This window comes from Aeromonas sp. 604443 (assembly GCF_049170315.1).
GTDB lineage: Bacteria > Pseudomonadota > Gammaproteobacteria > Enterobacterales > Aeromonadaceae > Aeromonas > Aeromonas veronii_A.
The window spans coordinates 142,239-153,825 of sequence record NZ_JAAKMI010000005.1 but is presented as its reverse complement, the minus strand read 5'-3'; the positions used below and the strand labels follow the sequence as shown (position 1 = coordinate 153,825).

General features: G+C 61.1%; 11 protein-coding genes. 6 read left to right on the top strand and 5 right to left on the bottom strand.

Translation table 11 applies throughout. From position 1 onward, the window contains the following. The first annotated feature begins 21 nt into the window (after positions 1-21). Together G5380_RS09685 and G5380_RS09680 are read left to right on the top strand one after the other, a co-directional pair. Positions 22-588, top strand: coding sequence for a cysteine hydrolase family protein (locus G5380_RS09685; protein ID WP_421352693.1), 567 nt, complete (start codon positions 22-24; stop codon positions 586-588). A gap of 132 nt (positions 589-720) precedes the next feature. Next, a complete protein-coding gene (locus tag G5380_RS09680; RefSeq protein WP_421208852.1) occupies positions 721-1,404 on the top strand; it encodes a cold shock domain-containing protein in 684 nt (227 codons plus the stop codon). Between the two features lie 89 nt (positions 1,405-1,493). Here the strand turns inward: G5380_RS09680 and G5380_RS09675 are convergent, their stop codons facing one another. Next, the gene (locus G5380_RS09675) at positions 1,494-2,402 is read right to left on the bottom strand and encodes a LysR family transcriptional regulator (RefSeq protein WP_421352692.1); all 909 of its coding nucleotides are present in this window, start codon (positions 2,400-2,402) and stop codon (positions 1,494-1,496) included. Between the two features lie 116 nt (positions 2,403-2,518). Here G5380_RS09675 and G5380_RS09670 point away from each other — a divergent pair, with 116 nt between their 5' ends. Continuing rightward, positions 2,519-2,764: a hypothetical protein gene (locus G5380_RS09670; protein WP_139463531.1), complete on the top strand. Its 246-nt coding sequence runs from the start codon at positions 2,519-2,521 to the stop codon at positions 2,762-2,764. A gap of 20 nt (positions 2,765-2,784) precedes the next feature. Then, positions 2,785-3,453: an HAD-IA family hydrolase gene (locus G5380_RS09665; protein ID WP_216953031.1), complete on the top strand. Its 669-nt coding sequence runs from the start codon at positions 2,785-2,787 to the stop codon at positions 3,451-3,453. Between the two features lie 209 nt (positions 3,454-3,662). Here G5380_RS09665 and dcuC read toward each other — a convergent pair whose 3' ends face one another. The 3 genes from dcuC to G5380_RS09650 are packed head-to-tail and all read right to left on the bottom strand — an operon-like array spanning position 3,663 to position 7,812. Further along, positions 3,663-5,024 carry a C4-dicarboxylate transporter DcuC gene (gene dcuC, locus G5380_RS09660; RefSeq protein WP_227342077.1) on the bottom strand — a complete coding sequence of 454 codons (1,362 nt, stop codon included), beginning with the start codon at positions 5,022-5,024 and terminating at the stop codon, positions 3,663-3,665. 54 nt (positions 5,025-5,078) lie between these two features. Further along, positions 5,079-5,996, bottom strand: coding sequence for a ribonucleoside hydrolase RihC (rihC, locus tag G5380_RS09655; protein ID WP_421208802.1), 918 nt, complete (start codon positions 5,994-5,996; stop codon positions 5,079-5,081). Positions 5,997-6,012: 16 nt separating this feature from the next. Next, the gene (locus G5380_RS09650; protein WP_421205145.1) at positions 6,013-7,812 is read right to left on the bottom strand and encodes an adenine deaminase; all 1,800 of its coding nucleotides are present in this window, start codon (positions 7,810-7,812) and stop codon (positions 6,013-6,015) included. Between the two features lie 135 nt (positions 7,813-7,947). Here G5380_RS09650 and G5380_RS09645 point away from each other — a divergent pair, with 135 nt between their 5' ends. Beyond that, positions 7,948-8,886, top strand: a complete 939-nt coding sequence (locus G5380_RS09645; protein ID WP_216953035.1) for a LysR family transcriptional regulator — start codon at positions 7,948-7,950, stop codon at positions 8,884-8,886. Positions 8,887-9,064: 178 nt separating this feature from the next. Here G5380_RS09645 and G5380_RS09640 read toward each other — a convergent pair whose 3' ends face one another. Next, positions 9,065-9,667 (bottom strand): nitroreductase family protein, encoded by a 603-nt coding sequence (locus G5380_RS09640; protein WP_216953036.1) that lies wholly within the window; start codon positions 9,665-9,667, stop codon positions 9,065-9,067. A gap of 273 nt (positions 9,668-9,940) precedes the next feature. Here G5380_RS09640 and G5380_RS09635 point away from each other — a divergent pair, with 273 nt between their 5' ends. Beyond that, a complete protein-coding gene (locus tag G5380_RS09635; protein ID WP_421208800.1) occupies positions 9,941-11,476 on the top strand; it encodes a diguanylate cyclase domain-containing protein in 1,536 nt (511 codons plus the stop codon). Positions 11,477-11,587: the final 111 nt, after the last annotated feature.

Below are 11,587 nucleotides of genomic sequence, written 5' to 3'. Positions count from 1 at the left end.
ATGCGCTAAGGAGCAAAGGTGATGAACAAGGCACTGCTGGTGATCGATTTTATCAACGATATTGCCCACCCCGACGGGCGCATTGCCGCCTCCGCAGCCCATGTGCTGGAGCAGGATGCCATTGCGCATGCCAATCAGGCGCTGGCCCATGCCCGCGCCCACGGCTGGCTGGTGGTGCTGATCAAGGTGGGCTTTGACGGCGGCTATCAGCTTCAACCCAAGGGGTCTCCCATGTTTGGTCGCGCTCACCAGTTGGGGGCGCTCTCCTTGGCTGACAGCGGCACCGACTTTCATCCGGATCTGGATGTGCAGCCCGGCGATCTGGTGCTGACCAAGCCCAGGGTCAGCCCCTTCTATGGCACGGCGCTGGAGCCTGCGCTGCGGGCCAATCACATCGACCACCTCTATCTGTGCGGGGTGAGCACCAGCTGGGCCATTCAGGCGGCAGCGCGGGATGGTCACGATCGCGACTACGCCATCACCATTCTGGATGATGCCTGCGCCGCCGCAGATGCCACCGAGCATCACACCTCGCTGCGGATGCTGGGTCGCATCGCCGAGATCATCAAGGTGTCCCAGCTGGCTTGATCCTTAACGCAGGCTGCGCCCGATCACCGTGTTGAGATTGACTCTGCAGATCCCTGTTGGGCCGCTGCGCTTTTGGGCAACATGATTGTCGGGCAAGATAGTGCTCACATGGATAACAACAAGGATGGACAGATGCGTTATCAGGGACGGATCGCGAGCTGGAACGAGGCGCGCGGCTTTGGATTTATTACGCCGGAGCAAAATGGCGCCGAGCAGACAATCAATGGATCACGCGGTGCAGGGCTGTTTGTGCATGTTACGGCGCTGCAATCAGATGGCCGGGTGCCCGAGCCGGGGGAGCGTGTCACCTATCTGATCGGCAGTGGTCAGGATGGCAAGCCAAGGGCGTTGCAGGTCTTTTTCCCCGATCGCCCGCTCACGTTGGCGGGTGTTGTGCCGTCGGTCGCACCATCAGCAGCAAGATCAGCCGCATCATCGGCGGCGCCTGCATTTCGGGCGGCAAGTCAGCCGCCAAGACCCACTTTTACCAGAGAGCGGAGTAACCCCTATCGACGTCGCAAGAGCAGCTGGAGTGGTAAATTGCTCCCCCTGTTGCTGCTCGTCGGCCTCTTTTCCATCTATTCCCGCTTCTTTGCCTATTTGCCGCCCGCATCGCCAGTTACTCAAGAGGAGGTTAGTCCCACCTTCAGTACGCCACAGGCAGCGACCTTTACTCGCCAGTGTGATGGTCGGCAGCATTGCTCCCAGATGACCTCCTGCGAGGAGGCAACCTGGTTTTTACAAAACTGCCCTGGTACCAAGATGGATGGGGAAGGAGATGGCATCCCCTGTGAAGATCAGTGGTGTGTTAATTGAAATGCTTTGATCACAAAGGCCCGATTAATTCATCTCGATTGCTGAGCGCTATCTTCTCCTGGTTCCGTCTGCGGGAGTTTTTGGCTGGGTCAGCGATCGATTGTGGCTGGGTACGGTGCGGGATGGGGATCGAGGACCAGCTGCACGAAGCGATCGCGGATCGGGTCGGCAAAGGCGGGGTTCCACACCAGACTTATCTCCCACTCGGAACAGGGGCCAAAGAGGGGATAGAGGGTGACGTCCGGGCCCGCGATAAAGCTGACGCTGTGCGGCAGGATGGCATTACCTATGCCTGCCGCAACCAATGCCACCAGAGTCTGAATATCCTCTGCCTCTTGAACCATGCCGGTCAGCCGGTTGGCGCCGAGAAACCCGGCGATCTGCCGGGTTAGGCCGGGACAACGGTAGCCCACCATCTGCAACAGGGGTTGACTGGTCAGTGCCTGCTGGACGTCAAACGATGACGGATCTGGCTGGGTCATCCGGGTTGGCACCGCCAGTACCAGCCGGTCGGTCAGCAGCCGATGCTCCTGCAACAGCGGAGTCTCTGGCCGACGCATAAAACCAAGTTGCAACTGGCCGGAGAGCAGCTGCTCCTGCTGGATCGCGGAGGGCATATCCTGCAGATGGACCATCACGTCCGTGACCTGCTGTTTGAAGCGGGCCACCAGCGCAGGGGCCAGCGCGAAACTCGACAGGCCAAACCCAATCTTGAGCCGACCGGCCACGCCACTCGCCACTGCCAGCGCGTGACGTTCAAACTCCCTGCCGTGTTTGACCAGTGCGCTTGCCTGAGTGAGCAGCTGGGCGCCGAGCGCCGTCAGCTCGGCACCATGGCGGCCCCGCTTGAACAGGGTGCAGCCCAGCGTCTGCTCCAGCCCCTGGATCTGCTTGGTGAGGGCCGGTTGGGTAATGAAGAGGCGATTGGCCGCTTCCCGGTAGTTGGCGATCTCGGCCAGCGTCACAAACGCCTGCAGTTGCCTCAAGTCGAATTTCATTCCAATTGGTTATCCAAAGTGGCGATTTATTGATTATAAATTATCTAATCGCCTTGTTCTAATGGCTCGGCAAGGGGGGAATCGCCCTCCTCTGAACCGGAACAAGGAGCCATATCATGTCTACCCAACGTTATCTGTTTTTGATCAAGGGCAAGCTGGTGCTGGCTCAGCCGTTGGCGGCCCCGGAGACTGGGGAGCTGCTCGCCAGCCTGTTGCAACAGGGGTTTGTGGTCGGCCCCTTGCAAGTGTGGGCTGGCAGTGCCGAGCAGGCGCTCGCCTGTTATGAGCGTGCCGCCCAGCAGCAGGCCTTTGCCGATGCGCTCTCTGGCTCTCTGCCCGAGCTGGCCGGGGTGCCTGTATGAGTGTCTGTATGAGTGCTGGCATGAACACGATCACCCTGTCGGTATCCGCCCTGCTGCTCGATATGGATGGCACCCTGGTCTGCTCGACAGGCGATGTGGAGCAGGTATGGCAGCTCTGGTGTCGCGAACATCTGCTCGATCCCGAGCCAGTGTTGGCGATGTGCCACGGTATACGTTCGCGCGAGGTGATCCGGGAGCTGGCCCCGCAGCTGGATGTGGAGCGGGAAGCGGCGCGGCTCGACGAGCTGGAGATGCTGCATACCGGCGGCGACGCCATCGCAGGAGCTGGCGAGTTGCTGCGCCATTTGCCGCCAGAGCTTTGGGCCATCGTGACCTCCGCCAGTGAGCAGGTTGCCCGTCACCGCCTGAATTGTGCCGGTTTGCCGCTGCCGGCCGTGCTGGTGGGGGCCGAAGCTGTGATCAATGGCAAACCCGATCCCGAGCCCTATCTGCTGGGCGCTGTACGGCTTGGCGTGTCGCCCGCTCGTTGCTTGGTGTTCGAGGATGCCCCGGCCGGTATCGAGAGCGCCCTGCGTGCAGGTTGCACCGTGGTGCAGGTAGGGGGCGATGCGCCGCTCAATCCGGCGGTGGTGGCGGTGATCCGCGACTGGCGCGAGGTGAGAGTGGTGTCAGGGAAAGGCGAGTCCTTGCTGGTGATGCTGTCGATGCAGGGCGCCAACCAAGAATGACGGCACGAGAGCTCTGGGAGTTGAATTAGGGGGCTGAGCCTGATGGCTGGCGGTCAGTTACTCAGGCGTATGTGGCTCTTGGTCGCAAAAGTTATAGACGATCCCCACCGATTATCTTCCGGGCGTTTACATGCAGTGGGTTCACTTTCAACCGGAGGTAAAAAACCGTCTGCAGGCGACCGGATTGATCGCCTGCAGATGGAGCTGGTTTAGCTGAACAGCAGGTAGGAGAGGGTCATGCAGCAGATGATGCCCGAGATGATGGGCACCGAGGTGCGCTTGATGATCTCGATGGGATTGCTGCCGGTGATCGAGGCGATGACGATGATCACCGCGGCGACCGGCGACATGGATCGGATCAGGTTGGCAGTGAGCTGCATCGGCAGGGCCACCGCGACACTGTTGACGCCGACCTTCTCAGTGATCTCGGGAATGATGTTGATAAAGGAGTAGAAGACTGCCAGCCCACTGCCGCTGATAAAGCCGATCAGCGCCGCCGTACCGGAGAAGAAGAACATCAAGATGGAGCCGACGCCGTCGATGTGTTTCACGCTATCGACCAGGGTATCGATGATGCCGATGGCTTTCAGTCCCTCCACCAGCATGCTGGCCGCTACTATGAGCGAGACCACCTGAGCCAGACCCGTCCCCATGCCGGTGAAGAAGATGGCGAACTCCTTGCTGGTCTCCTTGATATTGCCTTTGCGCAAGAGTTCTACCCCTATGGTGAGCAGCAGGCAGACGAAGGTGATCTCCACCAGCCCGAGGGAGATATGGGTGAAGCAGATGCCGAACAGCAGTACCAGCACCAGCGGCAGTACAGGGAAGAGGCCGTAGTAGGCGGGTGGCAAGCCGGTGGGCACGGCGAGCGATTCCTCTTTTTCCTCCAGTCCGCTGCGCGACTGCTGCCGCTTGTCCATCGCCTTCTGCCAGAAGTAGTGCACCACTGCCATCAACGCCAGTGTCGGCAGCGAGATGGGGGCGTGGTAGGAGACGATGTACTCCACCAGCGGGATGCCCAGCTTCTGGGCGGCCAGCACGTTATCGGCCCCCAGCGGGCTGGGCATGATGGTGGCAGTGGTGGCAATGACGGCCCCCGCGGTGAGGGAGGACATGTTCGATGCCTTCAGTACCGGATAGAGGGTCGCCATCAGCAACACTGCCAGACTGGCAGCGCTTGGCACCACCAGCGAGAGCAGATTGCCCAATAGGAAAATCACCGGCACCAGCAGGTAGGGGGAGCGGATGCGACTCAAGGGGCGGGTCAGCAGCATCACGGTGACGTCGTTGGCGCCGATGTGGCTCATGTAGCTGGAGAAGCCGAACAGCACCATGATGGTGAGGCCGACATTGCCCATCTGGCTGATGAAGATCTGCTTGATCTGGACGAAGGGATCAAGCCAGCTTAGGCCGCTGCTCTGCGCCGCAGGCAGCAGGGGGTGGCCCAGTCCGACGGCGGCAAACATCAGCAGCAGCCCGGCGCCAAACAGCACTATCTTGGCATCGTAGTTTTTGGCGATGAGATAGCCGCAGATGACCAGGATCAGGGTGCTGACAATTATTTCCAGCATGTTTCCAACACTCTCTTCTTGATGTGAATGGGCCAGCGGGCTGGCGGTTCGGGATCAGATGGCGCGGGCAAGGGTCTCCATGCACCAGGCCCTGAATCCGGGCACGTCGATATCGAGACACACCTCGGCGTTGGGCGGGCGTTTGAGCCGGTTGTTGATATCCACCGAGGTGGTGCCGAGGGTGTGCTCACCCCGGGTCTCGATGGCCACATGGCAGGCCCGGGTGATAAAGAGATCGGGGCGCACCAGATAGGCAATGGCGCAGAGATCGTGCATCTTGAGCCCGGTCTGCATACTGCCGCCGCGATAGTGGCCGAACAGGGCGTGGAGCATGGCGCCGGTGCGGTTGAGGGCGGGCAGCGCCGCAATCATCTCGCCGGTCAGGGTGGCCCGGCTGGTGACATCGAGTCCGCACATCACGATGGGCAGACCGCTGCTGAAGACGATGTGAGCCGCCTCCGGATCCACGTAGATATTGAACTCGGCATTGGGGGTGTGGTTGCCCCGACCGGCCGAGCCGCCCATCAACACGATCCGCGCGATCTTCTCCCGACACTCGGGGTGCAGGGTGAGCAGCAGGGCGATATTGGTCAGCGGCCCGATGGGCACCAGCGTCATGGATTGTTCGCTGGCGAGCAGGGTGGCCTTCATGGCTTCGACGGCATGCTCCGGTATCGGCTGTTGCCCGGGTTCGGCAAACTGGTAACCATCGAGGCCGGAGTGGCCGTGGATATGGCTGGCATTGTCGAGGGGGCGCACGAGGGGCTGGCTGGCCCCCTGTGCCACCGGCACCTCTTGGCCGAAAAAGTGCAGCAGGCGCAGGGCGTTGCGGGTGGTCTTGCTGACATCGACGTTGCCGGCGACCGTGGTGATGAGCGCCAGCTCGATGCCGGGGTGAAACAGGGCGGCGGCGATGGCAACGGCATCGTCGATGCCGGGGTCGGTATCCAGAATAATGGCGACAGGGTTCACGCTGTTCTCCTCGAGGTTAATCGGCTTGGCTGGCATCGTGGGGCCAGCAGCAGATAAAGGGGTCGACAATCTCGCGGGTCAGGCCATCGGTGAGGCCGAGATCGGTCAGATGGGGCCCCGCATTGCAGGCAAGGCAGGTTCCCTCGATGGCCTTGAAGACACGGTAGGGGGGCTCCCACTCCACCACCTTGCCGCTCACTTCGCGCAGAGCGTGGAAGCTGGCGGCCAGCTCGCTGGCCGGCAGGTCGGAGAGCATGCCGGCGATGGGCATGGCAACGTGGGCCAGCACCTCACCCTGCTGGACGACCGCCATGCCGCCCCCGCTGGTGATCAGAGTGTTGGCGGCCAGCATCATCTCTTGCGGGTCGCGCCCCAGCACCACCAGATTGTGGGAGTCGTGGGAGTAGCTGGTGGCGATGGCCCCTTGCAGCTCGCCCCACCCCTCCAGCAGCGCCAGCCGGGTGCCCGCCTGATGGCGGCCATGGCGGTGTTGCACCGAGATGAGGCTAAATCCCGCAGGCACGATGACCCGACCATCCCGAACCTCAACCTCGGTTTCACTCCACTGGGTGAAGCGAGCCCCCTTGATGGTCTTGAAGCGGGCCCGACCCGCAGTCAGCCCGGGTACCCGGATGATGAACTCCTCCTGCGTGCGCAGGGGGATCTGCATGGTATCGCGCGGCGCCTGACAACCGGCGACATGCTCGGAGGGTTTGAGAATGGCGCCATGGCGGGCGACCCGCTGACCACCGCTGTAGACCCAGAGCGGGTTGAGATCGGTGAGGTTGTCGAACACCACCAGGTCGGCGCAGCGGCCGGCAGCAACCAGCCCCAGATCGTTGCGCTGCAGCCGGATGGCGGCATTGAGGGTGGCCATCCGCAGCACGTCGGGCACCGCCAGCCCCAGCTCTGCCAGCAGCTTGACCAGCGCAATCATGCCCCCTTTCTCCAGCAGCATGTCGGGCGGCACATCGTCGGTACAGAGGGTGATTTGGGAGGAGAGGTGGGGCAGCTGTTTCAGCGCAGCGACGATCTCCGGCAGCAGGTAGGGGTGGGAGCCGCGCAGCTGGAGGGTGAGCCCGGCCCGCAGCTTCTCCAGCGCATCGGCAGCCGAGGTGAGTTCGTGATCCGAGCTGACCCCGGCGGCCAGATAGGCTTGCAGCCGGTGACCAGTGAGGCCCCGGGCATGTCCCTCAATCAGGGCATTGCGCTGCAAACCGGCGTGCAGGATGCCGGTCATCCGCTCGCTGCCGCCCAGCACCCCCTGCATGTCCATCACCTCGGCGATCCCCGCCACCTCTGGCCACTCCAGCATGGTGGCCATCTCAGGGCCGTGGAAGTCGGCGCCCGACATCTCGAGACCCGGCGTCGAGGGAACGCTGGAGGGGGCGGCGCAGATGACCCGCAGCGGCAGATTGCGGCTGGCGTCGATGGCATAGCGTACCCCCGCCAGCCCGAGCACATTGGCCAGCTCGTGGGGATCCCAGAAGATGGTGGTGGTGCCCTGCGCGACCACCACATCGGCGTAGCGCTCCGGCGTCAGGTGGGAGCTCTCCACATGGACATGGCTGTCGATAAGACCGGGCGAGAGATAGGCGCCGGCCAGATCGTGGGTCTCGCGTGCCTGCTGGAAGGTGCCGACCGGATGGACGCTGGCGATCAGCGGGCCGACCAACCCCACGTCGACGGGGCGGATCTCGCCGGTCACCATGTCGATCAGGTTGGCGTTGGTCAGCAGCAGATCGAAGGGGGCTTCGCCGAGGGCTGCCTGCACGGCGCGGCGGCGCAAGTTGAGGGATGCATCTTGTTCACACATGAAGGAGATGGCCTGACAAGGGGAATAATGGGCCCACTTTAAGGAGGGGATTGGCCCGTGCATAGCGCAAAGAATTTATAACTGGATAAGAAAGGGTTATGCTGCTGCAAACGTTTTTCTCCGGTTGTCGATTTCATGTCCGAACCCTGGCGCCGTCTGCCTGCGCTCTCTCTCAAGCAGATCCAGTATTTTGTCACGCTGGCCCAGCTGCGCCACTTCACCGAAACGGCCAATCAGATGGCCATCAGCCAGCCCGCCCTGAGCAGTGCCCTGCGCCAGATTGAATCTGTGCTTGGCGGTAAACTGTTTCACCGTACCGCGCAGGCGGTTACCCTGACCGAACAGGGGGAGGCGATCCTGCCCCACGCCAAAGGGCTGCTCAATGTAGCCCACGCCGCTTTTTCCGATATGCAGCAGGTGATGGTCGAAGGGGGCGATGGCACCCTGCGCATCGGTCTGATCCCGTCGGCCTGCACCCTGATGTTTCCGCTGGCGGCCGCCCGTCTGCAGCAGCAATTTCCGGGCTTGCGGGTCGAGTTTCAGGATCACACCAACGACGGTCTGTTGCAGGCGCTGGCCGAGGGGGCTCTGGATGCGGGAATTGGCGTGCTGGATGGCGAGTTGCCCGACTCGCTGGAGGTGACGCCGCTGCTGGACGATGCGCTGGTGGCGGTGATCAACCAGCAGGATCCGCTGGCAGGGGAAGAGGCCATCAGCTGGCATGAGCTGACCCGCCGCGACATCGCCCTTTTTGCCAGAGGCAACGTCAGCCGGCAGGTCAACGGACTGGCCCAGAGCCAGTTGCCCGGGCTCAAGCCCAGATACACCACAGATTATGTCGAGACGCTTTACGGCTTGGTGCGCTCAGGGTTGGCAGTTGCTATCCTGCCCGGACTCTATGCCGCGAACCTGCGCGATCCCCAGCTGAAAGTCGTGGCGCTGCACGAGCCAGTGCTGAGTCGAACCCTGGCGCTGATGTGGGCGAAAGGACTCTCCCGATCAACTCGCATCGACGAAGGGCGAGCCCTGCTGCGCGCCACCATTATCGAACAGCTAAGTAGTCAGCACGGCTGAGGCTGGCACGAGGTGAAGGTGGAACCTGGAGAGACATCCCTGCTGGTGACGCTGCCCGCCTGAGCTGTGGTGCGAGTGCGTGACGACCGCAGATTGCGGTATGAACCATCGCTATCCGAACTCTTGATGTCGCAATAAAAACGCCCCCGAGATGCGGGGGCGTTTTGCTATCTGGCCGTTATTTGAAAACGCGGAAACGGGTGGCATCGTCGATGAAGGTCTTGTCGCCGGCCGGTTGCTGGATGCTGCCAAAGGGCATCTGGGCACGCAGCAGCCAGCTGGCTGGCAGGTTCCACTCCTTGCGTACCGCCTCGTCGATGAGGGGGTTGTAGTGTTGCAGGGAGGCGCCGATCTTCTCCTGGGCCAGGGTGGTCCAGACCGCAAACTGGGCGATGCCGGTGGCATGTTCCGACCAGATGGGGAAGTTGTCTGCATAGAGGGCAAACTTTTGCTGCAGATCCTTGATGACGTCGGTGTCTTCGAAGAACAGCACAGTGCCGAAACCTGCGCGGAAGCTGCCATCCACCTTGGCCTCACTCTGGGCGTAGGCCTCCGGCGGCACGATCTTTTTCAGCTCGGCTTTGACGATATCCCACAGCTTATGGTGCTGGGCGCCAAACAGGATGACGGCGCGGGAGCTCTGGGAATTGAAGGAGGAGGGGCTGTGCCTGATGGCATCCTGGATCAGGGCCGTCAGTTGTTCCGGTGTATGGGACACCTGGCTGCCCAGGGCATAGATGGTACGACGTGCTTTGATCTGTTCGATAAACGGACTGCTCATAACATCTCCTTGTTCTGCTTGGCGTTGCAGCCGGTGATGGACGGTGTGTCCAGCGCCGGCCGCGTCAGGTATAGACTATAACACCCGCAATGCAGAGCGGGGTTAACCCGGGGTAACTAGCGTTTTTCCTGTCAGTTGATATTCGTTTGCGAACCTTGATGTTTTGTTAGTATTGGAAATGTCATTAAAGGGGCGTTGAAGTGATATTAATCAATGATTCACTCTCCTTTCTCTCGCACAATCCCGCTATGTTTTCCCCTGTTCGGATGTCATGTGAGCCGCTCGTATCTCAACAAGCGTTACTATGTGCTGGCCCCCCTCTCCGCACTGCTTGGCTTGTTGATCCTGATCGTGACTATCATCATGGCCATTGCCAGCTATCTGCGGGATATCGACATGACGGTATCCGGCTTCGGTCACATGGCTTCCTCCGTTGAGGCGTCCTTGATCCACGAGATGGTGAAGGTCAATGAGCGGCAACTGGCAGTGCTGGAGGGCTCCCTAGACAAGGAGAAGATAGCCCGCGGCGAGCCGGCCGACTCTCCCATCTGGGCTATTGCCCATCAGATCAAGCCCGGCAACCACTATATCTACTTTTACAACCTGAAAGCGGATCGCATCGACAGTTACCCGGAGTGGCTCGCGCCCCCAGGTTATAAGGCAGCGCTGCGCCCCTGGTATCAGGTGACCGCCATGCCGGGCGACGAGCCCGTCTGGTTTGGCCCCTACCCTGAATACAATACTCAGGAGCTGATTCTCAGCCTGATCAAACGGGTGAGGGACGAGCAGGGGCAGTTGCTGGGTCTGCTGATGGTTGACATGTCATTCGACTCGCTGCAGCAGGCGCTGCAGCGCACGGTCGGTAGTAATCAGGCGGCACTCTATCTGACCTTGCGTGACACTGATCAGCTGGTAGTGGGCAGCAATATGGATCTGCTGGCGACCAACACCATCAAGCAGCATCAGAGTCAGCAGTGGCTCGGCCTGGATGTGCTGTGGCATGGGACTTATATCAAGCGTGAGCTGGCGGATATTGGTTGGGATCTCAACATCTATCTGCCGCCAGTACTGTTTCGTGACAGCCTCTACGATGCGTTGCAGATGGTGGTTTTTCCACTGCTCTCTCTGTTTGCCATCTGGTGTTGCAGCCTGAGTCTGCTGGTGCGGATCTTCCGCCAGGAGCAGGAGCTGGTGTCGGGCTCATTGACCGGCATCGTGCGCGATCTGGAGCGTTCAGCGCCTGTCAGTGAGCCCAAGACCTGGTTCGTGCGGCGTAGCCTGAACGAGATCGATCAGGTCAGGGCCAGTTTTCTCAAGGGGCAGGATGCGCTGTTGCGGGATCCCCTGACCGGTATCATGAACCGACGAGCCTTCGAGCAGCACAAGACGGCACTGGAGCAGAGGGGGGCGTGCTTCTGGCTGCTGCTGTTTGATGTCGATCACTTCAAGGGGATCAACGACAGCCAGGGCCATGCCTTCGGCGATCAGGTGCTGTGTCGGGTGGCCAACTGTCTTGCTGATGTGCTGGGGGTGAGTACGGTTTACCGGATAGGTGGGGATGAATTTGCCGCTCTGCTGCAACAGCCACAGGATGAGTTGGCGGAGAAACTCGGTTGTCTGCTTGAACTGGTGCGTCAGCAACAGTGGCGTGAACACCATGGGCCGATCACCCTGAGTGCCGGCGGCGCCTGCCATTCTCCTGCCGCCGGCCCTATCTTCGAGCGGGCTGATGCAGCCCTCTACCGCAGCAAGGAGGCTGGCCGTAACTGCTGGCACCTGGCTGAAGGGGTGGCAGGGGCCCTTGACTGACAGCTTTTGTCCCAGCGCGCTGACTATTCGACAGGACGCGGCTGCCAGGTTATCGGTCACTTTGTCGTGACTGTCTGGTTCAATGTTCATTTTCACGTTTTAATTCAATAG

What these genes read in the sequence shown, in the direction of transcription:
- G5380_RS09685 (WP_421352693.1), top strand. Translation starts at nt 22, where the DNA reads ATGAACAAGGCACTGCTGGTGATCGATTTTATCAACGATATTGCCCAC.
- G5380_RS09680 (WP_421208852.1), top strand. Translation starts at nt 721, where the DNA reads ATGCGTTATCAGGGACGGATCGCGAGCTGGAACGAGGCGCGCGGCTTT.
- G5380_RS09675 (WP_421352692.1), bottom strand. Translation starts at nt 2,402, where the DNA reads ATGAAATTCGACTTGAGGCAACTGCAGGCGTTTGTGACGCTGGCCGAG.
- G5380_RS09670 (WP_139463531.1), top strand. Translation starts at nt 2,519, where the DNA reads ATGTCTACCCAACGTTATCTGTTTTTGATCAAGGGCAAGCTGGTGCTG.
- G5380_RS09665 (WP_216953031.1), top strand. Translation starts at nt 2,785, where the DNA reads ATGAACACGATCACCCTGTCGGTATCCGCCCTGCTGCTCGATATGGAT.
- dcuC (WP_227342077.1), bottom strand. Translation starts at nt 5,024, where the DNA reads ATGCTGGAAATAATTGTCAGCACCCTGATCCTGGTCATCTGCGGCTAT.
- G5380_RS09650 (WP_421205145.1), bottom strand. Translation starts at nt 7,812, where the DNA reads ATGTGTGAACAAGATGCATCCCTCAACTTGCGCCGCCGCGCCGTGCAG.
- G5380_RS09645 (WP_216953035.1), top strand. Translation starts at nt 7,948, where the DNA reads ATGTCCGAACCCTGGCGCCGTCTGCCTGCGCTCTCTCTCAAGCAGATC.
- G5380_RS09640 (WP_216953036.1), bottom strand. Translation starts at nt 9,667, where the DNA reads ATGAGCAGTCCGTTTATCGAACAGATCAAAGCACGTCGTACCATCTAT.